General features: G+C 38.2%; 20 protein-coding genes. 2 read left to right on the forward strand and 18 right to left on the reverse strand.

Annotated elements, in window-relative coordinates:
* Positions 1-92 precede the first annotated feature (92 nt).
* The 4 genes from EDD71_RS10010 to EDD71_RS15370 all read right to left on the reverse strand — a co-directional run bounded on the left by EDD71_RS10010 (position 93) and on the right by EDD71_RS15370 (position 3,810).
* Positions 93-2,135, reverse strand: coding sequence for a V-type ATP synthase subunit I (locus EDD71_RS10010; RefSeq protein ID WP_133628601.1), 2,043 nt, complete (start codon positions 2,133-2,135; stop codon positions 93-95).
* Positions 2,136-2,151: 16 nt separating this feature from the next.
* The gene (locus EDD71_RS10015; protein ID WP_166636435.1) at positions 2,152-3,183 is read right to left on the reverse strand and encodes a V-type ATPase subunit; all 1,032 of its coding nucleotides are present in this window, start codon (positions 3,181-3,183) and stop codon (positions 2,152-2,154) included.
* 19 nt (positions 3,184-3,202) lie between these two features.
* A complete protein-coding gene (locus tag EDD71_RS10020; protein ID WP_133628603.1) occupies positions 3,203-3,529 on the reverse strand; it encodes a hypothetical protein in 327 nt (108 codons plus the stop codon).
* Positions 3,530-3,612: 83 nt separating this feature from the next.
* Positions 3,613-3,810, reverse strand: a complete 198-nt coding sequence (locus EDD71_RS15370) for a hypothetical protein (RefSeq protein ID WP_166636436.1) — start codon at positions 3,808-3,810, stop codon at positions 3,613-3,615.
* 217 nt (positions 3,811-4,027) lie between these two features.
* On the opposite strand from EDD71_RS15370, the gene EDD71_RS10025 reads away from it, so the two are divergent.
* Entirely contained in the window at positions 4,028-4,963 is a 936-nt protein-coding gene (locus EDD71_RS10025) for an AEC family transporter (protein ID WP_133628604.1), read from the forward strand.
* 311 nt (positions 4,964-5,274) lie between these two features.
* Here the strand turns inward: EDD71_RS10025 and EDD71_RS10030 are convergent, their stop codons facing one another.
* The 10 genes from EDD71_RS10030 to EDD71_RS10075 all read right to left on the reverse strand — a co-directional run bounded on the left by EDD71_RS10030 (position 5,275) and on the right by EDD71_RS10075 (position 19,255).
* Complete coding sequence (locus EDD71_RS10030) at positions 5,275-9,483, reverse strand: family 10 glycosylhydrolase (RefSeq protein WP_133628605.1); 4,209 nt, start codon at positions 9,481-9,483, stop codon at positions 5,275-5,277.
* A gap of 265 nt (positions 9,484-9,748) precedes the next feature.
* Positions 9,749-10,684, reverse strand: coding sequence for an N-acetylmuramic acid 6-phosphate etherase (murQ, locus tag EDD71_RS10035; RefSeq protein WP_133628606.1), 936 nt, complete (start codon positions 10,682-10,684; stop codon positions 9,749-9,751).
* Between the two features lie 19 nt (positions 10,685-10,703).
* A complete protein-coding gene (locus EDD71_RS10040) occupies positions 10,704-11,792 on the reverse strand; it encodes a DUF871 domain-containing protein (protein WP_133628607.1) in 1,089 nt (362 codons plus the stop codon).
* 1 nt (position 11,793) lies between these two features.
* The gene (gene anmK / locus EDD71_RS10045; RefSeq protein WP_133628608.1) at positions 11,794-12,954 is read right to left on the reverse strand and encodes an anhydro-N-acetylmuramic acid kinase AnmK; all 1,161 of its coding nucleotides are present in this window, start codon (positions 12,952-12,954) and stop codon (positions 11,794-11,796) included.
* A 168-nt stretch (positions 12,955-13,122) separates the two neighbouring features.
* Positions 13,123-15,804 (reverse strand): sigma-54-dependent transcriptional regulator, encoded by a 2,682-nt coding sequence (locus EDD71_RS10050; protein WP_133628609.1) that lies wholly within the window; start codon positions 15,802-15,804, stop codon positions 13,123-13,125.
* Positions 15,805-15,841: 37 nt separating this feature from the next.
* Positions 15,842-16,135: a hypothetical protein gene (locus EDD71_RS10055; protein ID WP_133628610.1), complete on the reverse strand. Its 294-nt coding sequence runs from the start codon at positions 16,133-16,135 to the stop codon at positions 15,842-15,844.
* Between the two features lie 90 nt (positions 16,136-16,225).
* Entirely contained in the window at positions 16,226-16,531 is a 306-nt protein-coding gene (locus EDD71_RS10060) for a PTS lactose/cellobiose transporter subunit IIA (RefSeq protein WP_133628611.1), read from the reverse strand.
* Between the two features lie 225 nt (positions 16,532-16,756).
* Positions 16,757-18,085: a PTS sugar transporter subunit IIC gene (locus tag EDD71_RS10065; protein WP_133628612.1), complete on the reverse strand. Its 1,329-nt coding sequence runs from the start codon at positions 18,083-18,085 to the stop codon at positions 16,757-16,759.
* Positions 18,086-18,113: 28 nt separating this feature from the next.
* Positions 18,114-18,422 (reverse strand): PTS sugar transporter subunit IIB, encoded by a 309-nt coding sequence (locus EDD71_RS10070; RefSeq protein ID WP_133628613.1) that lies wholly within the window; start codon positions 18,420-18,422, stop codon positions 18,114-18,116.
* 344 nt (positions 18,423-18,766) lie between these two features.
* Positions 18,767-19,255 carry a zinc ribbon domain-containing protein gene (locus EDD71_RS10075; RefSeq protein ID WP_133628614.1) on the reverse strand — a complete coding sequence of 163 codons (489 nt, stop codon included), beginning with the start codon at positions 19,253-19,255 and terminating at the stop codon, positions 18,767-18,769.
* A 788-nt stretch (positions 19,256-20,043) separates the two neighbouring features.
* Between EDD71_RS10075 and EDD71_RS10080 the strand changes: the two genes are divergently transcribed.
* The gene (locus EDD71_RS10080; protein ID WP_133628615.1) at positions 20,044-20,496 is read left to right on the forward strand and encodes a DUF2383 domain-containing protein; all 453 of its coding nucleotides are present in this window, start codon (positions 20,044-20,046) and stop codon (positions 20,494-20,496) included.
* A gap of 78 nt (positions 20,497-20,574) precedes the next feature.
* Here the strand turns inward: EDD71_RS10080 and EDD71_RS10085 are convergent, their stop codons facing one another.
* From EDD71_RS10085 to EDD71_RS10100, 4 genes are all read right to left on the reverse strand, one after another.
* Positions 20,575-20,985: an Hsp20/alpha crystallin family protein gene (locus EDD71_RS10085; protein ID WP_133628616.1), complete on the reverse strand. Its 411-nt coding sequence runs from the start codon at positions 20,983-20,985 to the stop codon at positions 20,575-20,577.
* A 170-nt stretch (positions 20,986-21,155) separates the two neighbouring features.
* Entirely contained in the window at positions 21,156-21,902 is a 747-nt protein-coding gene (nagB, locus tag EDD71_RS10090) for a glucosamine-6-phosphate deaminase (RefSeq protein ID WP_133628617.1), read from the reverse strand.
* An 11-nt stretch (positions 21,903-21,913) separates the two neighbouring features.
* Positions 21,914-23,059: an N-acetylglucosamine-6-phosphate deacetylase gene (gene nagA, locus EDD71_RS10095; protein WP_133628618.1), complete on the reverse strand. Its 1,146-nt coding sequence runs from the start codon at positions 23,057-23,059 to the stop codon at positions 21,914-21,916.
* Positions 23,060-23,180: 121 nt separating this feature from the next.
* A complete protein-coding gene (locus tag EDD71_RS10100) occupies positions 23,181-24,098 on the reverse strand; it encodes a BadF/BadG/BcrA/BcrD ATPase family protein (protein ID WP_207669329.1) in 918 nt (305 codons plus the stop codon).
* Positions 24,099-24,169 lie beyond the last annotated feature (71 nt).

Below are 24,169 nucleotides of genomic sequence, written 5' to 3' on the forward strand. Positions count from 1 at the left end.
TTCTTTCTTTGTTTAAAACTCCCTGTCTAAATTCCTGTTTTTTTAAAGAAGGCTAATTTTTCAGCTAAAATTTTAATGAGTTTTGCAATTGCCTATATATTTATTTGAATTGATTTTCTGGATTTTATATTTATATTTCGCCTTCTCTTTTTTGAATGAGCTATGCCTTCAAGGTGGCATGGGCTGTATTCATAACCTGCACCGCTATAATACTTGCTGAAAAGCTCATAGTACTCTAGCCTTAGGCCCTGTATGAAAACTATCAATCCCTCAAGGCCAATGATAACAAGGTTTCCAAGCACTATAACCAGTGCACTCTCAGCCCTATTTGACATCATCTTTGACAGGGTATCGAAGGCTATAAATAGACCGACATGGTTTATTGCAAAGGCCCCAACCCTTATAAAGGACACCGTGTTGCTGAACATGGTAAGGAGCGTCTCAACAACTCCAAATCCTCCTTCAATGTAGTAATCAGCTTTAGACTCACTGTATAAAGGCCTTACTCCCTTTATAAGGTTTGCAAGTGGCTCTTTAAGGAGCATTACAATAAGAAGTGATACAAGTATAATTGTTATGAGCTCACCAGGAATGAAGGTTTCCATAGCCATGACTCTTGATACTACATAATAGAACAAAATCCAGTAAAACATAAGTCCCGCCAGTCCATTTCTGCCTAGCAGCCCCTCTTCTATATCCCTGTTTTTATATGAGTTTGCAAGATTATATATAAATCCAACCGATAGAAGTATTACTCCAAAAACTACTGCACCTATAAGCATGGAATTTATGTTTTCCATAGGCCTTATAGGCTTTAACACATAGTTTTCGAGTATATCCTCAAATCCAAATATGCTTCCATATAGAAAGCCGAATATGGTTGAGCTGAATCCCAGCCTTACCAGTACTCCTCCAAGGTTGACACGTTTTTTTATTCTGTAGAGAAACTCCCCTGCAAGAAACAGGCAAAACCCCTGTCCCACATCCCCAAACATGATTCCAAAGAGAAGCATGTAGCTTATTCCCAGAAAGGCAGTAGGATCAAGCTCTCTATAGGAAGGTATACCGTAAAGCTTAACAATGGTTTCGAAGGGCTTTAAAAGCTTGGTGTTTTTTAAACAGGTCGGAGGTTCAAGGCCCTCCCTTGTTTCCTTTACCTCCTTAAATATGATGATAAGCTTATCCTGACATTCTCCAAGGCTGTTTAAAAGCACCTTCTTTTTATAAATTGGTACCCATCCTGTAAGATAAAAAAACTCTCTTGTACAGGCTATATGGCTTTTAAGTTCCTCTATCTTGAATTCCATAGCAAGCCTTGAACAGTATTTTTGTATATCCTTCATATATTTGTGTTTTATATCCAGTAAACAGGATTTTATATATCTGATTTCACTCTCTATCTGCTGCTTCCTTATATTAAGCTTTTCAATCCATTCTGCAGGGGAACCCTCATATTTTACAGCAGGGATGTACTCATCAAAGTTCAATGATTTTAAAACTCTGTCAACCTCTATTTCAACGGATTGTGGAACAACTATTAGAACTAATACATATTCTATATCTGTGTAAAGCTTGAAAACTATTGCCGATATGTTTTCATAGTTCTTCTTTAGTTTATCCATATTATACTTTGAAAGCTTGCCCAGCTTCATCTTCATGTATTTCATACCCATTAGTTCTGACAGGTTTATATCGATATGCTTAAGATATGATAGATACTCCTCTAAAATCATAAGCTCATCATTTTCTTTGTTTAAACTGAGAAGCCTTTCATGTTTCTCCTCAACGATCTGATATATTTCATCAATGGCCTTTATGTCCTCTTGAAAATTGTAGCTTTCCCTTATGTGGGATAGATAAACCTTGTTTTTAATTTCAAATATTTCGCATATCGCCCTAAGCTTTGCTTCAACACTTCCAATATCCTTCTTCGAATTATACTGCCTTATATAGTTATAATCTATCAAGGCATCCACTTCATCCTGTGCCTGAAGGATTGGAAAGTTGTTCTGATTTATTTCCGTTATGGAGTTTACCATATGAACCGAGGATGAAAGTATGATTTTCTTTGCAATTTCATCCACATTTTCCATATGCCCTATTATGTTTACCATTTCCATTTTTTCAACCGCCATAGAACCCCCCCAAATACTATATGGCCTTAATTAAATACTTTTTGGCTTCCTCATATTCCATTCCATACCTCACGTTTTCAACTATGGATATTATATCCCTTATTTCAAACTCAATAAGTTCCATAAAGCTAAGTAGAATGGATATATCCATTTTAAACCTCTTTTTAGCTGATTTTAGCCTGAAATACATAAACCTGTTCATTCGTCTTTCCATAAATATGTCCTGAAGGCTGTCACCCTTGAGCATAAATCCGTAGGGAGTATTTTCTATCATCTTTGAGAGCTCATTGGTATCCTTTGCATAGCAGAAGGTCTTGATTTTCTTATAATTAAACCTGTTGCCCCTATTTATGGAGTAATTAAATATTTCCTCAGGTGTCAGTTTATAATACTTCTTTCCTCTATATATCCACTGGATATTGAGCATATCAATATAGCTTCCGTAAAGATCGTAAAAAGCCCTTTGATCCTCCTCTGAAATCTTTTTAACGTTCTCCTCCAGTATGCTGAAATAGGCCTTATCAAGTGCCATTTCAAACCTGTACAAGGTTTCAGTTGTGCTTCCATTAACGAGATTTTTTAAAAAGGGATGATAAACAGTTCCTTCAAGGGATTCTATTATTTCTTCAATGCTCTGGGCCTTGAGAAGCATATCCATATCGATATATCTATACTTACCAGCAAATACAAGGTTTTCCCTTAAATGCTCAAAGTTTTTGTCGATGTGTACAAGCCTTGCAATCCTTTTAAGATCGTATATCTCATACTTTAAATAAAAACACTTAAAAAAATTTCTGTAATCCCCGTTGAAATAGTGAATCAGCTTATCCATTAAATTGATAAGGCCTTCCTTTAGAAGTCTTTCAATTTCATTTCTATGCATCAGATTAGGATCCTGGTCCTTAAAAAAATCTCCATATGCAGTATTCTCTTTAAGATAGAGGGCTATCACTGAAGGTGACTTGAGTGCAATCATTTTTTTATAATCTTCATCCCTTAAAAGCCTTGAGGACATGGAGGCTATCTTGGTATTCACCACTCTATACATCGAACCTTTAGCCATACAATCACCTGCCCGAAAAAATCTCCTTAAAGACTTCATCTAAAAATTTATCCCTGTTTTTTATATACTTTTCATACATATTCTGAGCTTTCTTTTCTGCGGATTTCTTTATTAGCTCAGCTTCATTGCAGGCATCCCTAATCTGTGCGTCCTTTTTCTTCTCAGCTTTTTCAAGTGCCGAATTTATGATTTCACTTCTCAGCTTCTCTACCTCATCATCAATTTTACTCTTCCTGTCTTTTATCTCATTTTCAAGCTTCTCCCTCAACTCAACAGCGCTTTTATCAATGTGAATGATGTTTTTAATTATTTCTTCCATTGCATGCTCCATACGCTCACCCCCAATAACATACATTTATTGTATTCCTTGTAAATCACAATTTCAAATTATCAATTTTTTTGTATATAGCCATATTAATCCATTTTATTTAATTTATTCAATACATAATGGTAAATATCTGATATAATAGAAATTTCATCTATTTTCACTTTCAGATGGCCTATAGTTGCAATCTGCTGCAATTCATAGAACCAGAACTTTGCTGTTACTTCAAAGAAGCGGAGATAAAAAATATACAAAATGAGCTTTAGAACTTCTTTGCTAAAGCTCATTAATGAATGAGATATATTTTTTATCGCAGCGCTGATCTGTAAATTTATTTAGCACAACGAGTTAATTTAAAGAAATTTAAAGTATTTCACATAAATACAAAGATACACATTCCTAAATCTTAAATATTATTTCTTTAATACATGAAATCATCCGGGTTTTATGTATTAATATATATGAATTTTACATATAATATTAAATTTAAGGGAGTTGTGGGTTTTGATAATTTTAAATTCTCTTCAAAGCATATTAAGCATATTTATAATGATTTCTCTTGGATACTATCTTACCTATAAAAAATGGTTTGATGATGATGTATCAAAGCTGTTTGCAAAACTTGTAACTACCATCTCCCTTCCGCCGCTTATGTTTTCCAACTTGATGACTAACTTTGACAGGAACAAGTTAATTTCATCGGCCAGCGGGCTTATAGTGCCATTTCTTTCAATGTTGATAACTTATTTAATAGGCAGGTTAGTATCAAGGCTTATAAGGGTAAGAAAAGAGAGGCTTGGAATATTTCATTCCATGTTTTTTGTTTCAAACACCATATTCATAGGACTTCCAATAAATCTGGCACTCTTTGGAGATGTCAGCGTTCCATATGTTCTTCTTTACTACATAGCTAATACAACTTTATTCTGGACCCTTGGAGTATATGGAATAAGCAGGGATGGTTCCGGCAAAGGAAGCGGCATTTTCACACTGGAAACTGTAAGAAGAATATTTTCTCCGCCTTTAATGGGCTTTATTGTAGCCGTCATTTTTATATTTCTAGATATTAAGCTTCCCACCTTTTTAATGGATACCTTTAAATACCTTGGAAACCTTACAACGCCTATTTCAATGCTTTTTATAGGTATTACCATATACTCTATAAAGCTCAGGGATGTAAAGATAGACATGGATATGATTGCTCTTATTATTGGAAGGTTTGTAATATCACCACTTACTATACTGGCCCTTGCATACTTTTTCCCCATACCTGACCTTATGAAAAAGGTATTCGTGATTCAGGCTGCAATGCCTGTTATGACACAAACTGCAATTATCTCAAAGGCCTATGGGGCAGATCATGAATACTCAGCTATTATGATAACCATAAGCACACTTGCAAGCCTCATTGTGATACCCATATATATGTCCATCCTCTAGGGGACGGTTAATTCCTTTAACTCCTTTTTTTAAAAAACATCCCTTTCATTGAATTTGTTGCAAAATTCATCACAAAAATGATGTTTTTATTTTTAATTATTAACTGTGGAAATTTCATATTTCTAAATCCTTAATATAACTAATTAACCCTCCAACTGCGGATGTACTATATTTTATTAACCGTCCCACTTGCCAGCTGAAATTAACTAAGACGAGGCAATCAATTGGCTCTTTCCTCAATCCAGGTAAATAATATCTACATATATAAAGGGTGACTCGATAACCCGAGACACCCTTTATATATTATAAAACTATTTATTTCCCTTTCTTCCCTTTATATAAGCTATTGTGGTACCTATTGAAATTAGTGAAAGTCCCAATCCTGCCACCGCATTAGCGTCAAACATTCCACCAGTCTTAGGAAGCTTTCCTTCTTTGTCCTTATCTTTTTCCATATCATTATCACTATCTTCATCATCGCCTGCTGCTTTCTTAAGTTCTGCTATCCTGGTTTCTGCTGCTATAAGCTTATTCAGGTTTGTTATGTTAGCATTGTTGTTTGCTGCTATTACTAGTTCCCTTGCTTTAGCTACTGCTGCCTCATCTTCCAGAGTTAACTTATCTACCTCTGGAAGGGCTGCTATTGCATCGATTGCTGCCTTTTCCCTTGCTGCCTGTTCCTCTGCTGCTTTCTTAAGCTCTGCTATTCTATTTTCTGCTGCTACAAGCTTATCCAGATTTGTTATGTTAGCATTGTTGTTTGCTGCTATTACTAGTTCCCTTGCTTTAGCTACTGCTGCCTCATCTTCCAGAGTTAGCTTATCTACCTCTGGAAGGGCTGCTATTGCATCGATTGCTGCCTTTTCCCTGGCAAACTGTGCTGCCTGTTCTTCAGTAATCTTTGCTGCGTTAAAGTTGTCTATCGCCGCCTTCAGTTCTACAACTGCCGCATCCAATGCTGCCTTATCCGAATTGCTGTCACCTAACACCCCAAGGGCTTTATCAATCGCAGCTTTAAATACTGCCTTTGATCCTTTATGATATTCTCCTGCCTTTGTACCTTCAACAGCACTATCATATAGCTTCTCAGCCACTGATATAAGAAGGCTTAGAGACTTGGTTTCTGTTGATGAATTTTCATCGTATACGTTTACAAGCTTTGCATTAGTGTAGAAAGTATTTAATATTGTTGTGAATGTAGCTCCCTTTGAAGCGAGTCCCTTTGCACCATACTGGCTCATGCCTACCCCGTGACCATTTCCACCACCATAGAAGGTTACTCCAATAATATTATTGTTTGCATCCTTCTCTATATCAAATGTAAAGAATGCTGATGGAAGTATACTGTAATTTGCCAGTGTTCCAGTGTATGAAGAGGAGCCGCCAGGTGCCCTGTAAAGTAAAACATCAGAACCAAGTGTATCAGATTTAGTTGGCCTTATTGTAAACCTTATGTTGAATTCCTTGATTATCTTGTAGGTTCCAGTCGTACCTTCAATTACAAGCTCCATTATATTGCCGCCTTCACCTCGCTTTGCAACATACATATTCTTAAACTGACCTATGCCTTCAGCAGGAATTGGCCTACTTATAAAGTTTCCACTTTCGTCCTTTGTCAGAATGAATAACGGATCAGCTGCATATCTTATTTGCAGGTTTTTGTTAACAGTATTTTCAAATTCAGTCTTTGAAAGACCAACCTTCCATCTAAACCATGCCGAATCCAGATCATAGGATATAAGAGAAAGATTTTTATAAAAATCAGCTATAGCCTTTTCGTTCTGAGTATCTATGGTAAGCATCTTTGTATTGTCCGCTGGATCATAAGTATAGCTCTTTCCAATTAAATATGGAAGTGGTGTTCCTGGGAACTTGTTAGTAACTGGGTCTGACCATACCTCATGCTTGGCAGCACTGTACCCTCCTGAAGTTGAATAATATCTTGCGTCAACAAGCTCATTGCCACTCTTCATTATTATACCCCTGGTTTCATTTACTGCCTGTGTGGCTGTTGGGTTTTCAGCACTGTTATTATAAACTTGACTTAGTGTACTGTCATCCACATGGAAGCCTCTCTCCGCAAACCTGCTGCTGTAATAGTCAGTAAGCGCATAGGTTCTTGCAGCTACTGCTTGGGCCTTTAAAGCCTCAAGTCCAAAGGATGCAGGCATTTCACTTGGAACTACCTGGAGGAGATAGTCGTCAAGCTGTACTTCATTTATAAGGTTTAGTTTTGTATTATCTTTTGAAAGGGTTATTTCTATTGTTCCTCTGTAACCTGGTGCACCATAACCTCTCTTTAAACTCGGTATAGTGATTTTAGCATCCTTATTTGCTGGAACTGCATAAAGTCTGTTATCTGTCCTGTAAAGCACTATTCCATTCTTGGTAACTTGAATAGTGTTCTTGTCAACTGTGAAGCTTATTTGTTCGTCAGCTGCTATATCAAAGCTTCTGTCAGCCTTTTTATCAATTAGCTTAAATCCATCTGCAGCCTTCATATCAACCTGTGTGTAATCAAGAAGTGCTGGATTTGATGGATCATTAACATTGCTTCTCAAGCCTATTCTCATGTTATTAACAGGAGTTTTTCCGTCGATAACGATTATATCAATTTTTTCTTCACTGTTAAGATAAACCTTTATATTTTCCGCTCCGACCATTACATCAGATAATGACCTTTCAAAGGCTTTTCCATTGATTACCTGATAAACTATATAGTTGTCAGCAAGCTGAACTACTCCTCTGTACTCAAGGTCTAATGTCTTGTTTACCGAATCCTTTGCCATTATCTTTTCCTGAAGCTCAAGGGCCATTGGATAGAAGGAAACTGATGGCTTGCTTTCGTTATGGAGCCTGTCAACGGCTGTTATCTGATAAACATATTCCTTTGAACTATCTGCAGTTTTGTCTACATAATTGAAGGATGTTTGTCCTGCAGTTCTTCTAACTGTTGCAAGAATATTTGATGGATCTTCAATATCTCCAAGTTTCTTTCCTTCAAATCTATATATTACATAATAGGTTGAATCATTATCTGCTGCATCTGTCCAAGATAATTCGATCCCCTTATCCTGAGCCTTCGTGCTGATGACTCTTCCCACCTTGTTTGGTGCCTTATTATCAAGCCATGGCATTGTTGGAACAAGAGCTTTAGTATTGAAGTATTCGTTCTTGATTTTGTCTGTTACTCCTAAATTATTAAGTCTTAATTGCTTTAAGCTGAAGAAAGAGCTTCCCTTTATTTCAGGATATAGAGCATTAAATTTAAGCTGGTTTCCTATTTCCTCTGGATTCTTCCAGTCAGTATCAGACGAATTAATCTTATAGTTTGCATGTCCAATATAGAGCTGGCAGTTGGTTCCCTTAACTACGTTAGCCCACCAGTCAGCAAGTTCTCCATAGGGCGCGGCTGTAGTGCCAAATGCCCAGTAAATCTGTGGAGTTATGTAGTCTATAGTTCCTTCCTTAGCCCACTTTCTTGTATCTGCATATATATCGTCATAACTTGCAGAGGAAGTTACAGGTGTATGTGAACCTTCTCCCTCAGGACTTCCTGCCGGATGGTTGTCATAATGCCCCCATATACCAAAGGGGCTTACACCAAACTTAACATATGGCTTCTTTGCCTTTATAGCATTTGAAACCATGCTAATCATGGTATTGATGTTATTTCTTCTCCATTCCTTTATATCAGTAAAGCTTGTCCCATATTTTTCAAAGGTAGCCTTGTCTTCACCAGCATCCCCGAAATAGTATGTAACCCCATTTCTAGTTACCTTATAGGGGTAGAAGTAATCATCAAAATGTATTGCATCTACATCGTACTTTTCAACAACTTCTACTATAGAATCAGCAATGTACTGCATAACTGCAGGCTCACCTGGATTTAAAAGAAGCTTTCCATCAAACTTAACTACATATTCAGGATGAAGCCTTGCCCAATTGTTCGGCGCAAGTGTATCAAGCATCTGCTGTATAGTATCGTTTGGTTTATATGTATTTGTTACTCTGTATGGATTGAACCATGCATGGAACTCCATGTTCCTTGAGTGAGCTTCCTCAATCATCCATGGCAATGGATCCCAACCTGGATCCTTTCCCTGTGTTCCCGTTAGATATTCAGACCATGGATTTATATCTGACTTATAGAAGGCGTCAAGCTTTGGCCTTACCTGAACAGTAACTGCATTCATGTTTAGAGCTTCAAAATCATCTAAAACTTTTCTGAACTCAGCCTTGAACTCATCCTGGGTTAATCCCTTTTTGCTTGGAAAGTCAATGTTATCAACTGTAGATACCCATGCACTCCTGAATTGTCTCTTTTGATGCGCTGGATCCTTTGGAATTTGAATCTGATTATTATGTAATGTGATTGGTGTTTGTGTACCATACTTAAATAGCGGCACCAATTCTCCATCATAGGCTTTAGCTATTCTTAAATTAGGTGCAAACATTGAAAAGGTCACAACTGAAGCCATGATTAAGGAAATTGATCTTAATTTTTTAAACTGTTTCAAAAAAAGACCCCCCTTTACATTTTTCTCACCTTAATGTAGAAGCAAAAAACATGCCATGTTTAGTAATCCATGGTAAAACTGATTTCTCCAATATGTGTATCTTTTAAATTTTGAATTGATACAATTTTGTGAATATAATTTGATACACTTTAGCTGTAGATTGTTTGCTATTATTAAAAAACTGCCTGTCAATGGACAAGCAGTTTTTTAACTATCTATTGATTATTCATTCTATTTTCTAACATTTTTAGAACTTGATACAGTTCTAAACTGATGATACACTCAATATTTTATTTTCAAATTCATCCAAAGCCTTTGCAATATATCCCCTATTTTTCTCCAGGAGCTTTTTAGCCTCTTCCTTAGGAAGCCCTGTCTCAATCATTAATATGCTTAACTTCACATTATATCCTGTTTCATCAAGTACCTGCTCAATAAGGTTATCCTCAGCCTCGGTTGCAAGCTTCACAATTCTTCTAGCCCTTGCTACAAGCTTTTCGTTGGATGGCTGAACGTCCACCATAAGATTTCCATAAACCTTCCCAAGCTTTATCATAGCCCCTGTTGAAAGCATGTTGAGAATCATCTTTTGAGCAGTTCCTGCTTTCATCCTTGTTGATCCCATTATAACCTCCGGGCCTACAACTACGGAAATTGGAATGTCAGCATACTTGGCCATTTCACTTTCAGGATTCATAGTAATACAAAGAACAGCTGCTCCAACTTCCCTTGCGTATTTCATTGCCCCTATTACATAGGGAGTTCTTCCTGATGCCGCTATTCCACACACTATATCGCTCTCATTGAGGTTCTTTTCCATAAGTTCCCTCTTGCCAAGCTCGGCATCATCCTCTGCTCCCTCCACTGCCTTGAATATAGCTGTATACCCTCCTGCTATAAGGCCCTGTACAAGTTCAGAGTCAACTCCATAGGTTGGAGGGCACTCGGAGGCATCGAGTATACCAAGCCTTCCACTGGTACCTGCTCCTACATATATGAGCCTTCCCCCCCTTTGCATTCTTTCAGCAATAAGATCAACTGCCCTTGCAATATCCTCTTTGGCTTTTTCAACCGCAAAGGCAACCTTCTTATCCTCTTCATTTATCATGGTTATCATCTCAAGGGTGCTTACCCTGTCTATATTCATTGTATTGGGGTTTCTGCTTTCCGTAGCTAGCTTTGCCAAATCCTTTACATCCATTTGCGCCTCTCCTTTTAATCTACTTCTTCAAAGTAAGTTTAAACTTCTGCCATGGTTCAATGAAATCAAGAAGAAAATGCTCCTCTTCTCTAATCCTTCCAACAACGTTTGTTTTTCCTGAATTCTTCATATCCTTACGGGCAAGCTGAAGCTCTCCTGCGTAATGTCCATAAAGTGAAGTATCTATAAGTATATCCCCCCTCTTTATATCAGGGGTGTTGAAGGGTACAAACTCATGTCCTTTGTACTTAACCCTACTCTGAGTTGACCTTATTAAATACTCTGAAACGTCTCCCCTGTTAAAGTGAAGCTCTTCGAGAACTATCTTTCTTTCTATTTCAGGAATATTATCCACCAGTTCAACCTCAAAGCTCAACATTTCTCTATCCATTTCCCCAAGGGCCTTAAGCTCCTCTTCAGAGGCAAAGCAGTTGGCTATTATAATATCATCTATAAGCCCAGTTGCCCAGAGATGCTTTGCTTGAACTGTTATTGGAAGCTCCCTGTGCATCTCAAGGGTGCATAGCCCCTCGTTTACAGGCCATGGCCCAAAGTTTGCTGCGTTTGATGAAATAAAGGCAGCCGTTCTTATTCCAAGCTCTTTGAACTGTCTGCTGCACTTTATGAAATGTTCATAGCTCAGGCCTGAATATCTATGGGGATAGAAGTTGTGACTTGCAAGCATGTTTTCAAGGTTTGGCCTGTGGCTCATTATATTTTCAATATACCTGGTTCCACTGCTCATGTTTATTTCTATCTTGAGTCCAAAGGGGTTGAAGGTCATTATCGACTCCTCAAGCCCGCTAAATCCCATATCAAGCCTTATACCATAGGCCTTAAGATCAGCAAAGAAGGTAAGATCCTTATAGCTGATTCCAAGGTCTCCAAACACCCTTGGACTTACGTCTGCAATAACCTCCATACCAATTTTGTTAGCCTCAGATATAATATCCTTGAAGTCCTGTACTATCTTTTCCTTGTCCCCTGCTACTGATAAAAGGCAGGTAAACACCCTTGTAAAGCCATACTTATGTGCAAGCTTTAAGTAAGCTAAATTCTCCTCAAAGCTTGCCTTTTCTGGATATATTGAAATTCCTAACTTTCTCATATTACTTCCTCCTAAAGTAGTTTTTTCCTGGCGTTATATTTCCAAGTATTACTCTCTCCACTGCACCTGTAGCTCCGATTACATTCCCTGCATTTCCATTCAAGGTCTCATTTGCAAGAACTGCAAAGGCTATAGCTTCCTTTGCATCGGAGGAATATCCCAGGTCTTCCTGAATAAGTACTCTACACTCCGGAAGAAGCTTCTTAAGCATAGCAACAAGGGTATTGTTGTAGCTTCCTCCTCCTCCAAGAATAACCTCATCTATTTTATGCTTTGGGAATACAAAGCTTCTATAATTTTCTGCAATCGAATGTGCAGTAAAGGCTGTAACCGTAGCTATAAGATCTACATCCCTTAAATGTCCCCATTTTATAAGAAGCTCGTCCACAAATTGGCTTCCAAAAAGCTCCCTTCCTGTGGTTTTTGGCGGGGCTGCCTTGATATATGGAATATTCATAAGCTCCTTTAGAAGTTGTTCATTAACCTCCCCCTCTGCCGCAAAGGATCCATCCTTGTCATAAGTTAAACCCTTCAGCCTTTTTACAACCTCGTCGATAATCATATTTCCAGGTCCAGTATCAAAGGCGTACATGTCATCAAGTCCACAATTTGCCGGAAGAACCGTTACATTGCCTATTCCCCCTATATTTTGAAGAGCCCTGTTCCTGTCTCCTCTGTAAAGTAAATACTCTGTATAGGGAACAAGGGGTGCCCCCTCTCCTCCGGCTGCCATATCCATTGTTCTAAAGTTTGAAACCACTGTGCAACCTGTTTCGTATGCAATAACAGCCGGCTCCCCTATTTGGAGAGTTGATTTGACAAAGTTTCCATACCCCCTCGGTATATGGAATACGGTCTGTCCATGGGAACCAATGAAATCCAGTCTGTCAAGCTCAAAGCCCGCTTTCCTGCATACTCCTTTGACAGCCTCTGCAAATAGATAACCAAGCTTGAAATTAAGGCTGCATACAAGTTCAACGTTTGATTTATCCACCAGGCAGCAGCTTCTTATCTCGTCCTTAATGTCTTCAGGAAGCTTCTCGTTTGTAAAATCAATAAGTTCAACTTTTGTTTTCTCCCCTGAACCCATGATTTTCACAAGGGCAGCATCAATTCCATCCAGGGAAGTCCCCGACATAAGCCCAACTGCGTATTTTTCCATCCCGTCATCACTCCCTTCTATTGTTTCGTTTGTTAATTCAAATGCCCTTTAGTTCAAGGCAGCATTCACAAGTGCCTTCCTAATTATCGCTGTCAAGCCCTGCAATACCTGCATAAATAAAAGGACACAGAACCTCTTGAAAGATAGGTTTATAAATGTACTTAATCCCTACAAATTGACAAGTATTTCAACTATATTTGCTATATCATCATCTGTAAATTGTATATTGAGCTTTTCCTCGAGTCCCTTAAGACCGTCCTTTAGGTAGTTAAATAAGTCCCTATGGCGTGAAAATATTATTTCCTTGTTTTTGCATTTATCCGTCTCTTCCTTGTTCATGAGCTTTTGAATCAGACAGCCAAAATGCATCAAAAGTCCATTGAGCTTTTCACTGTCAAGGTGGATATCAAAGGCATACTTCATGGTAGATATAAGTTCCATGAAGGTATTGATTATATAATCATAATCCTTAAGATCAAGGTACTCCCTGTATACTAACTCCATATTTTTTATAAGTGTTTTATCCTTTATATGGGCGTCAAAATTTTCGCCCATAAATTCCTTGAAGAATTTATCCATGGGAATGTAGTCTACGCCCTGAATATTTACTTCAAAGGCGCTTATTATTGCTTTAACGTTGGCTTCCATTCTTATATTCTCAACAGCCCGTCTAAACTCTTCTTTATCTTTTATACTCAGGTTAATAACGTCATATTGTTCCTTATCATATTTTGTATATATCAATTCCTTAATTTTTTGAGCAGTACCTTCGCCCGTAGAACAGGCTGTTATTATAACGTCCTTCCTATGTTTAATATCACTTTCAACATTATTTGCAAGATATCTACTTTCAAAATCCAAAGATTTCACGATCTCATAAAGGCTTTGGTTCATTAGGGCTTTCCTGGTTGCCTCCAATACCATTACGGTAGTAACCATATCTACAGCCACTACCTCAATTCCCGTTTCATTCTTAATAATCTTATCGAAGTACTTAAGGGACCCCATATCAACGAGAAGCAGGGCTCCCATTCCCTCATCATGCTTCTTTACAAGCTCCTTTATCTTTCCCAAAGCAATTTCAGGCTTCATGGACAAAGGCATGTCAAAGCCAATGGTATGGTTGGTATTTAAAAGCTGATTTACAACCTCAGCCATAGAGCTGGCGGTACAATTTCCATGCATTGCAACTATTACAGCCACCCTTCCCGTATTCGCTTCCACGTCCGCTGCAAAAAACATGGTAATGAAGCCTATCTCATCCAGCGGAACCGCAACCTCATACCTCTGCTCCAGTTTTTCTGCAAGAAGCATGGCAAGCTTAAATTCCTCCGGATATTTCTTTCTTATCTCATCAAGTTTTGGATTTTCGATTATTTTGCTTGCCCTTGCCCTTCCAAGAAAGGTATCTATATGAACAAGAAGCCCAAGAAATGTATTCCTTGATATCTTTCTTTTGAGCCTGTACTCAGCTAAATATATAAAGCTACTTAAAAAGTCATAGAGTTCAGTGCTAACTATGCGCTTTATATCATCCTCACCATGTTTATCCTCTATATTGGCAAGATACTTATTTAAGAAACTTTCCACCTCATTGGAAACCTTAAGCCTTATTTCATCCTGTCCAAGACCCTTGGCCTTAAGATTTTCGCTTCTGTTCTCTATAAATTCATATATATTTGTAGACAGGCTATACTTATCCCCTGGATCTTCATCTGTGGATTCTCCGGAACTTTTTATCTCAAGCTTGAAACTTCTAGGAGTAACCTTCCTAGCCTTTAAAAGCCCGGCCCTTACCTTTTCACTAAAATCCTCAATGTTAATCCTTACCGTAAAATCAGTAAACATACTCCTTAAAAAAGCCTTGGCACAGGCTATCTGTATATCGCTTTTCAGTTCACCGATGTTATTAAGGCACTCATAGTTTAAAAGCGCAGTTGTGGCTTCATCCTCCACCTCTATCTTTTTACCTATTCTTTTGGATTCCTCCTCAAAGAAGTTCTCTATTAATTTTAGCCTCTCCTCCTCGCTCCTCTCACGAAGGGGTGGAAGGGATATGGTTACTGGTATTCTTCTCGTAAAGGTTTTAAGTAGGGCTGAGTTGATATTTTCCGTAGTTGCCGAAATTATCATTACATCTATCTTGACTTCCCTGGTACTTCCAAGCGGGGTATACCTTCCCTCATCAATAAGGGTAAAGAGCATCTCCTGTCCCTCGGGAGGAAGCCTGTGCACCTCATCCAAAAACAGTATTCCATCCCGTGCCCTTTCTATTATTCCTTCTCTATCCTCCATGGCTCCTGTATAGGCACCTTTTTTTACCCCAAAAAGATGTCCCATAAGGAGTTGTGGATTATTGGAGTAGTCTGCACAGTTGAAGACCACAAAACGGCTGCTGTCCTTTATAACCTTTACCTCAAGCGCATATTTAAACATACATTTGGCAAAAAAAGATTTACCAACTCCGGTTTCACCAACTATGAGAGTATGCAGTCCCCTGGGAGGATAAACTATTGCAGCTTTTGCCAGAGCAATGGGGTGCTTTAGGCTCCTGTCCTTTCCAATTACATTGTCAAACACGTTTGAAATTTCCTTTGGCTTTTTTTCAGTTATTGATTTTGCACTGTTGTCTTTGTTATTTTCTTTGATAAAATATAGAACAGGTCTACCCTCTCTTTTATCTATTAATCCATCCTTTAATAGCTTTCCAAACTCTCTGGCAACATTCGCTCTTTTCATTCCGAGGGCATTTGCCACCTCCTCGGTACTAAAGCCTGTCAGTTTTCCAGTTTCTCTAATTTGTTTCAAACATAAATCTCGAAGGATGTTGTAAACCTCTTGATATTTCATCTACATCCCTCCCCGTAATTTTTTATCAGACGCGACTCTACTTTCTTTTCATGTCGTATTTTACAAGCCCCTTATACTCATCTTTCTCAAGCATAGTCCTAGTAATTTCAAAAAACATTATACAAAGTACCGCAAATATAATTGACAACCCATACCATATTGCAGGATGTATTTCATCAAATATAATATTAGGTATAATCAATACTAAAAAGGCAGAAAAGCCTATTATCCATCTGTTAAGCTTGAACCTTTTCATCATAATGCGCGTAAATTTAACTGAGCCTAAGAGAAGCAGCATTAAAAAAAGTATATACAAAAATTTTTCCCACATAACTATCACTCCTATTATCTTAAAAACATTGGAGAAATCTTAATTTCCAGGCAATATCCCTTCGAATATTGCCCTATAAACCCTGTAAATTTATTTTTCGTGTAAAACCTTGTAAAGCCCCACTATGTGCTCAATAAGGTTCTTTTCTGATATGGCAGTCATGAGATGATCCTGTGCATGAACCATTAAAAGATTCATCTGAAGGTTGTGTCCATTTATTTCAGCCTGTATAAGTTTGGTCTGAGTGTTGTGGGCAATATCAAGCTCCTCCTGGGCCTGCTTCAGAAGCTCCTCTGCCTCCTCGATTTTTCCCTCCTGAGCAGCCTTTATAGCATCGAAGGCAAAGGCCCTAGCGTTTCCACCATGGGATATTATTTCAAAGATTTCATTTTCCATATTAATTACCTCCACTATTATCATCTAGTATTATTTAAACTGCAGCAAATATTCCCTATTTATATTTAACAAATCCTCTAGAAATCCCTTCGCTACCTCATCTAATGGTAACAGCAGATGGCTTACAAAGGTCATTAGAGCTCTGTTTTTGTCACCTTGTACAGCTGCTGCCACAGCAGCAAGATTTAGTTATATAGCACCGGAAGACTCCCGGTGCTATGTGTTTTACATACTTAATTGGTTATTAGCTGCTGCATGCTCTTCAGCAAGCATTTTCTTCTCATACATCTTGAAGAATGGGTAGTAGATAACAAGTGCGATTCCTATATTGACAATTGTTAGTATTGCAGCTGCCCAGCTGCCATTGGTTGCCGCATAGGCTCCAAAGGGTGCTGGAAGAGTCCATGGTGCGAGCACTGTAAACCTGCCTACCAGACCTGCCGCTGATGCAATATAAGATACAATACCCGTTACAAGTGGTGCAATGATAAATGGTATTGAAAGTATTGGGTTCATAACTATTGGAACACCGAATATAATTGGCTCATTGATGTTGAATATTCCAGGTACTATTGAGAATCGTCCAACTCTCTTGAGGTACTCTGATTTTGAGAACACCATTAGTATGCAAAGAGCAAGTGTAGCACCTGATCCTCCGATCCATACGAACCACTGGAAGAACTGCTCTGGAACAAGGTTTGGCAACTGAGTGCTTGCTGTGCCAGCTGCAGCTGCCTGTGCATTTTGCTCAAGGGCTACAAGCCAGAATGGCCTTAAAATTGAACCTATTACGGATACACCATGTATACCTGCTGCCCACAGTAGTGTTATAAGGAATATTGGAACTATTACTCCCCAGATACTGTTTCCTGCTACGTTCTGAATTGGTTTGAATACATCCATTAAGAACTTCTGAATGTCAAAGTTAAGCCATACCCTAATAAACCAAACAACTACTATTATAACTGCTGCCGGAATAAGTGCTTCGAAGGATCTTGCAACTGATTCTGGAACCTGCTCAGGCATTTTAATTGTAACGTGATATTTCTTTAAAAGTCTTAGAGTTTCAACTGCAAATATCATGGCAAGTATTGCACCAAACATGCCTGCTCCACCAAGGTTGGCCATTGGAAGTACCCAGCCACCTATTGGAGCTGCACCCTTAACTCCAGCCTTCTGTGCTGCAGTTAATACTGCATCTACATTAACCGGTATTGTTAAGAGAAGGAATGCAGCAAGGGATAGAACCCCACCTGAAACTCCGTCAAGCTTGTAGGACTTCGCCAGGCTATACCCCATACCGTAGGCTGCATAAAGCGCCATAAGCCCTGTTGTTAATCTAAAGGGTATAAGTATTTTACCTGCATTTGGTGCTATAGCATCAGACCATGCCTTAACAGGTGGCTGAGCAACGATGATGAAGAATGAGCCGACTATAATTAAAGATAGTGTGGAGATGATACCGTCTCTGATAGCTCTCAGATGTCTTTGTTCTGCAAGCTTGGCCATTGGAGGCATAAATTTTGCCTCAATCCACTGAAGAAATTTTTCCATAAACAAATCCCCCTTTCCTATTTACAAATTACTTTACATGCTTTTTTATTTGTTCCAGGACCTTAGGAGCGCCTATTGGAGTGTATCCCATAGGTACTATAAGCTCGATTGGAACATTAGCACTTGAGGCCTGCTCCTTAAACACATCCATTCTATGCTTTACTTGTGGCGCAACTATAGCAAGGTCATATCCTCCTGTCTTGAGCTCCTCTTCGAACTCCCCGGTACCTACCGCTTTGATCTCGAGGGGAAATCCCTGCTTATCCGCTTCCTGCTTTATAGCCTTAACGACTATAGCACTTGACATTCCGCCGGAACAAACCATTAGAACCTTCATATAAATTACCTCCTATGTTTTAAATATGATTTCTATTTTTCAGTATTAATTATAAGCAATAACTGTGCCAAGTTATAAACAAGCTGATTAATCAAGCTTTTAAAGATAGTGTATCATTTATTATTTCCCTTGATACACTATTTTGTTCTAAAAAATGGCATAGTGTATCATAAATATGATACACTATGCCATGAGGATGTGTAATGATATTAAATCTTTTTTTTCTGCAATTAGGTTCAGATACAAAAACGTATTTTAAAACATGACACACAAATTTTCTTTAATACCAGCTTGTTTATCGCTGTGTTTTTCTTATTCACCAACTGCGGATGTACTATATTTTATTAACCGTCCCCATGTTCATTTGATTCATCTGATGCATTATCCTTTTCACACTCTTTTTCCAGTTCTTTATTCTCATCAACCTTTACATCTCTATCCTGTACACCAATAACCTCCTCAGCCATCTCCTGTTTTGTCCCACACATTGGGCAATAAGCAATTTTGATATCAAGTTCCTGACCACATCTTGGACATATTTTCATACCCTTGAGGGAGGCTATTTTCTCCTTTATTCCTAGAATTATTTTATATTTTTCGTTAATTTGAACACAAATATCGCTTATATCCTTATCGAAATCCTTTTCACCGCCATATCTTTCATAGAACAGCCTTCCAAGTTCATAATACAGATTTTTTATCTTTCCCTCCTGGGATGCTATTTCTCTCCCAAGCTTTGTTATTTCCACCATGTCTCCGGATTTTTTAGCAACATACTTTGCGCTGCCTTCTACGCTTTTTGCAATTTTAGATATGCTGTCTTTAAATGGCATACAATCCCTCCTTTATGTTTAAAATAAATGTCCCAGCATAGAGCATTAATTTCATAAACTTAATAAGTTTATCTGGAAGCTATATCGTCTTTTAATATATAAGCCTCAGCCCTTTACAGCCCCTACTATATGTATATTCATAATTATCCTGTTGATGAAGAAACATTGAAAGTCTTGATTTTTTCTTGTCTGATTGCTTGTTTATACCTTAAAATTTAACTATTGACAAAAGGGTTTAGTTATAATAATATTTAATTGAAAATAATTTTCAATATAACATTGCCCCAGTTAAATTAAAAACTGGTCATTCCCCTTTTAATTTCAGGATGTCCTATTCATCCTGAAGATATATACCGTGCAGCATGATGCAATGTCTATGATTAATCTCCCAAAGAACACTTGTACCATAAAACAGGGTTAAGTCTAAGGCTTAGCCCTGTTTTTATTCACATCCTCCCAAAATTCAATCCATTATAGTTACAGCTCCTTTATCCCAAAACTCAACAGGAAAAATTGCATAATTATTTGTTCAGAGGATAAGCTAAAAATAAACTAAGTTAACTCGTTTTGTACTCTGAAAAGCCAATTGGAATAAAAGCAGAAAATATATACAGATAGGCGCTGCGATAAAAAATATATTTCATTCACTTAGAACCTCTGTGCACAAGCCTGGTTGTGAGAACAATATATTTTTTTATTACGCGTCTTTTGAAAATATAGCTGGAACAGAGCGTTATTTTAATTTCAAGGGATACTTCATAAAATCAGTGAAAACAGGAGATGATAAAATGAACAATACTACCATAAACGAATTAAACACACTTCTAAAAGGTGAATACATGGCCATAGACGGTTATGAAAAATTTATACAATCAGTTGACAATATGGAGGCTAAAAAAACTCTTCAAAACATACAACAGGATCATAAAATGCATGCTATTATGATAGCTGAACGGATTCAAAACCTTGGGGGAACGCCAGTGGATGGTGTTGGTATAATAGGCAGGGTTTCGGAGGTTATATCGAACATAAAGGATGGAAGGGAGAAAAGCGATATTCAAATACTTAAAAGAGCCTATGACGGGGAAGATGTCGGAATCAAAATGGCCACAGAGGTTGTGAAGGGCGATCTTGATGATGAAAGCCTTAACCTGGTTAAGGGTATGCTGGATGATGATAGATCTCACCTTACTACTCTAAACAACATGATATCACAGATCGGAGGAATCAGTAGTTTATGACAGGAAGAGGCAGTCTAAAAAGATAATCAAAATGTTTCCGGCGGGCCTAAAGACCCGCCACTGCAATATACACAGCTTCTATTTATTTTCATTTTTCCTCTTTGGCAGAACAAGTTTTAACACTCCATTTTCAAATCTTCCATCGATTCTTGATGGATCAACATCTTCAATGTAAAAACTTTTTCTTATACCTCCGACATACCTTTGATATCTTATAAAAGCCCCATTTCTGTTTTCCACATATTCATTTCTGTTTGCAGTAATTGTAAGATAGTTATTATTATACTCAACATTTATACCTTCCTTTGTAACACCCGGAAGATTTGCCTGAACAAAATAGGCATCCTTTGTTTCCCTTATATCTATACTCATAATACCTTCATTCAAAGAAATAGTTGGCGCAAACAATAAATTGTTAAATATATCTATAAGCATGTTTGCAAGAAAGTTGCTGCCAGGGTTCCCTCCCTGAGGAATAAGATTGAACACAATACCACCTCCTTCAAGGGGTATGGAATGAAATATTCTTATTTTATAATATTCCTGAATTATACTGGTGTGACATCCTATAACTTTTCACTGCGAAGCAGAGATGGACTGCCATAAAAGGATTTTAAATGATTAAAGTAAAACAGGTATGCCTGACGCATACCTGTTTATTATCCTGTTATATCCGATTCGGAAAGCTTTGATGCTGCTTCTTTATCCAGTATGAAAGTTACATCTGGATGAAGCTGAAGTATTGAAGCCGGAACATCCGGTGTTATTCCTCCATGTACCGCTTCCCTGATTATGTCTGCCTTGCCTGTGCCTGAAGCAAGTAAAATAATCTTTCTAGCGTGCATTATAGTTTTAATTCCCATGCTTATGGCCCTTGTTGGGACTTCCTCAATGGAATTAAAGAACCTTGAATTGGCTTGAATTGTCTCTTCATCCAGATTTACCATATGGGTTTCTGCTTCAAATTTTACATCGGGTTCGTTAAATCCTATGTGGCCATTGTTTCCTATACCAAGCACCTGTAAGTCTATTCCTCCCGCCTCCTTAATCTTCCTTTCATATTCCTTACATTCTCTGGCAACATCCTCCGCCATGCCATCCGGTATATGGACATTATTAAGGTCTATGTTTACATGCTTGAAGAGGTTTTCCATCATGTAGTAGTAATAGCTCTGGGGATTATCCTTACTAAGCCCTAAGTACTCGTCAAGGTTAAAGGTCTTAACATCCTTGAAATCAAATGTTCCCTCGTTGTAAAGCCTTACAAGTTCCTTATAAAAACCTACAGGCGTTCCTCCAGTTGCAAGGCCAAGTATACTATCAGGCTTGAGTATAAGCTGACTGGCAACCATCCTTGCTGCAACTTTGCTCATCTCATCATAATCTTTAGTAACTATAATTCTCATAGCACACACTCCTATCTTTTATTAAATACTGTATTACCTTTTACTATTGTAGTTATTGCATTAAATTCATCATCGAATATTACAAGGTCTGCATCCTTGCCTTTTTTTATGCTTCCTTTAACATCATCCATACCAATAACCCTTGCAGGGTTTAATGATGCCATAGCGACAGCCTCATAAACCTCTAAATCGGTGTTATCAAGCATGTTCTTTATAGCTCTGTTCAAAGTAAGGACGCTTCCTGCTAAAGTGCCATCTTCAAGCCTTGCAGCCCTATCCTTCACAACAACCTTCTGTCCACCGAGCTCATATACTCCATCCTCCATGCAGCCTGCCATCATACAGTCAGTTATGAGCACCACCTTATCATTTCCCTTTATATCCTTTAATATCTTAAACACTGCTGGATGAACATGAATGGTATCTGCTATAAGCTCGCAGGTTATATTGCTTCTAAAGGCTGCACCAACGATTCCAGGCTCCCTGTGGTTTAATGGTGTCATGGCGTTGAATGTGTGGGTTACATGCCTAACTCCCCTTTCAATTGCCTCCATGGCCTGTGCATAGGTAGCATTTGAATGTCCAATAGAGAGTACTATTTCTTCATGTTCCTTCATTTTATCAATAAATTTGTGATTTTCATCCTTTTCCGGCGCAAAGGTCAATATTTTTATTACATCAAGATAATCCTTTATAAAATCATAATCGGGCTCTACGATATACTTTGGATTTTGGGCTCCCTTATATTTTTCATTTATAAATGGACCTTCCATATGGGTTCCCAGGACCTGTGCCCCTGGCATATTTATCTTCATCGCTTCCCTTACAGCATCAAAGGCTCTATAAATTGACTCCCTGTCCATAGTCATGGTCGTCGGAAGAAAGCTTGTAACTCCATTACCGGCAATAGACCTGCTTATAGTTTCAAGGGCTTCCATTGTTCCCTCCATGGTGTCCCTTCCTCCTGATCCATGTATGTGCACATCTATTAAACCCGGTGAAACATAATTGTCCTCTGCATCGATAATCTCCAAATTTTCAAAATCGTTAAGCGCTTCCCTGTCTACTATACCATTTATTTTTTCATCGAACAAGAGTGCCTTTCCTGAGATCACCTCATTTTCCATGATTATTTTACCATTGATTATGGCCTTCATAAATATCACGCTCCCCGTTTTTTCATTGTCCTTCTTATCCTAACCAGGGCTGCATCTACACCATCAAGGAATGTCTCTGACATTAACCCCACAGCATACTTTTCCATACGATTCTCCGCCCCTAATTAGTTATATATTTCTTTGCCAGATAATATCCTCCCTTTGAAGGTGAAACATCATCATCAACAATAATAAACTCCTTAATGTATTTTGCAAGCTCCATCTCAAATTCCTTTCTTACCAATTTAACTCTCCTGATTATTCCACCGCTAATCCCGATTTTAACCTTTGAATTAAAACCCAGTTTCCTGTATACCCTCCATGTAATAAGGGCAAGATCCCTTCCCGCTTCCCTCAAAATAGAAACTGCGTTTTCTTCCCCCTCTTCTCCAAGTTCAGCCACAAGAGGCGCAAGTGCAGCAATATCTGCCTTCCGGGAGGAATATATAAATTTTTTAATTTCCTTTACCTTTTTCATTCCGAGCCTCTCTAAAAGCTTTTCAGTTAACCTGCTCTTTTTAATGCATTCATCCTCTTCAAGGGCTGCCCTTTTGAAGGCCTGAAGAGCTATGTAGTAGCCGCTTCCCTCATCTCCAAGTATATGTCCCCATCCTCCTGCCCTTTCAAGTTTGCCTTCGTGTATTCCATAGCATACGGAGCCTGTTCCTGATATGGTTAATATTCCGTCATCCCCCTTTAAAAGTGCAGCCAGGGCAATCTCTGCATCGCTAACTATCTTAGTCTCTACATTAAACCTATCGCTTAAAGCCTTTTCGGCCTTGGCTACATCTGCCCCATCTATTCCTGCAAGGCCAGCGTATATAAATACGCATTCTGATTCATTGTAAACCAGATTCGTGGTTTCCATGCATTCATTTGCTGCGCTTATTATGTTTTCAATGGCCCATTCTCCGTTTAAAATAAGGTTCCCAGGGCCTGAGTATCCACTTCCAATCTCCTCTCCATCAATAGTGTAGGCAGTAGCTTCAGTTTTTGTTCCTCCCCCATCAATTCCAATAACATACTTCACTCCAAACACCAGCCCTTCATGACTTTACTGCATATTACACAATCCATCACAAACTTCAAGGAATTATTTCAATCATAGTA

Origin of the sequence: Fonticella tunisiensis, assembly GCF_004364155.1 — a bacterium.
Taxonomy (GTDB): domain Bacteria; phylum Bacillota; class Clostridia; order Clostridiales; family Caloramatoraceae; genus Fonticella; species Fonticella tunisiensis.

Excerpts from the sequence above, each read along its gene's own strand:
- EDD71_RS10010 (WP_133628601.1), bottom strand. The coding sequence starts at position 2,135 with ATGGCGGTTGAAAAAATGGAAATGGTAAACATAATAGGGCATATGGAA.
- EDD71_RS10015 (WP_166636435.1), bottom strand. The coding sequence starts at position 3,183 with ATGTATAGAGTGGTGAATACCAAGATAGCCTCCATGTCCTCAAGGCTT.
- EDD71_RS10020 (WP_133628603.1), bottom strand. The coding sequence starts at position 3,529 with ATGGAGCATGCAATGGAAGAAATAATTAAAAACATCATTCACATTGAT.
- EDD71_RS15370 (WP_166636436.1), bottom strand. The coding sequence starts at position 3,810 with ATGAGCTTTAGCAAAGAAGTTCTAAAGCTCATTTTGTATATTTTTTAT.
- murQ (WP_133628606.1), bottom strand. The coding sequence starts at position 10,684 with ATGGATGTAAAGGATTTGGCAAAGCTAGCTACGGAAAGCAGAAACCCC.
- EDD71_RS10040 (WP_133628607.1), bottom strand. The coding sequence starts at position 11,792 with ATGAGAAAGTTAGGAATTTCAATATATCCAGAAAAGGCAAGCTTTGAG.
- anmK (WP_133628608.1), bottom strand. The coding sequence starts at position 12,954 with ATGGAAAAATACGCAGTTGGGCTTATGTCGGGGACTTCCCTGGATGGA.
- EDD71_RS10050 (WP_133628609.1), bottom strand. The coding sequence starts at position 15,804 with ATGAAATATCAAGAGGTTTACAACATCCTTCGAGATTTATGTTTGAAA.
- EDD71_RS10055 (WP_133628610.1), bottom strand. The coding sequence starts at position 16,135 with ATGTGGGAAAAATTTTTGTATATACTTTTTTTAATGCTGCTTCTCTTA.
- EDD71_RS10060 (WP_133628611.1), bottom strand. The coding sequence starts at position 16,531 with ATGGAAAATGAAATCTTTGAAATAATATCCCATGGTGGAAACGCTAGG.
- EDD71_RS10065 (WP_133628612.1), bottom strand. The coding sequence starts at position 18,085 with ATGGAAAAATTTCTTCAGTGGATTGAGGCAAAATTTATGCCTCCAATG.
- EDD71_RS10070 (WP_133628613.1), bottom strand. The coding sequence starts at position 18,422 with ATGAAGGTTCTAATGGTTTGTTCCGGCGGAATGTCAAGTGCTATAGTC.
- EDD71_RS10075 (WP_133628614.1), bottom strand. The coding sequence starts at position 19,255 with ATGCCATTTAAAGACAGCATATCTAAAATTGCAAAAAGCGTAGAAGGC.
- EDD71_RS10080 (WP_133628615.1), top strand. The coding sequence starts at position 20,044 with ATGAACAATACTACCATAAACGAATTAAACACACTTCTAAAAGGTGAA.
- nagB (WP_133628617.1), bottom strand. The coding sequence starts at position 21,902 with ATGAGAATTATAGTTACTAAAGATTATGATGAGATGAGCAAAGTTGCA.
- nagA (WP_133628618.1), bottom strand. The coding sequence starts at position 23,059 with ATGAAGGCCATAATCAATGGTAAAATAATCATGGAAAATGAGGTGATC.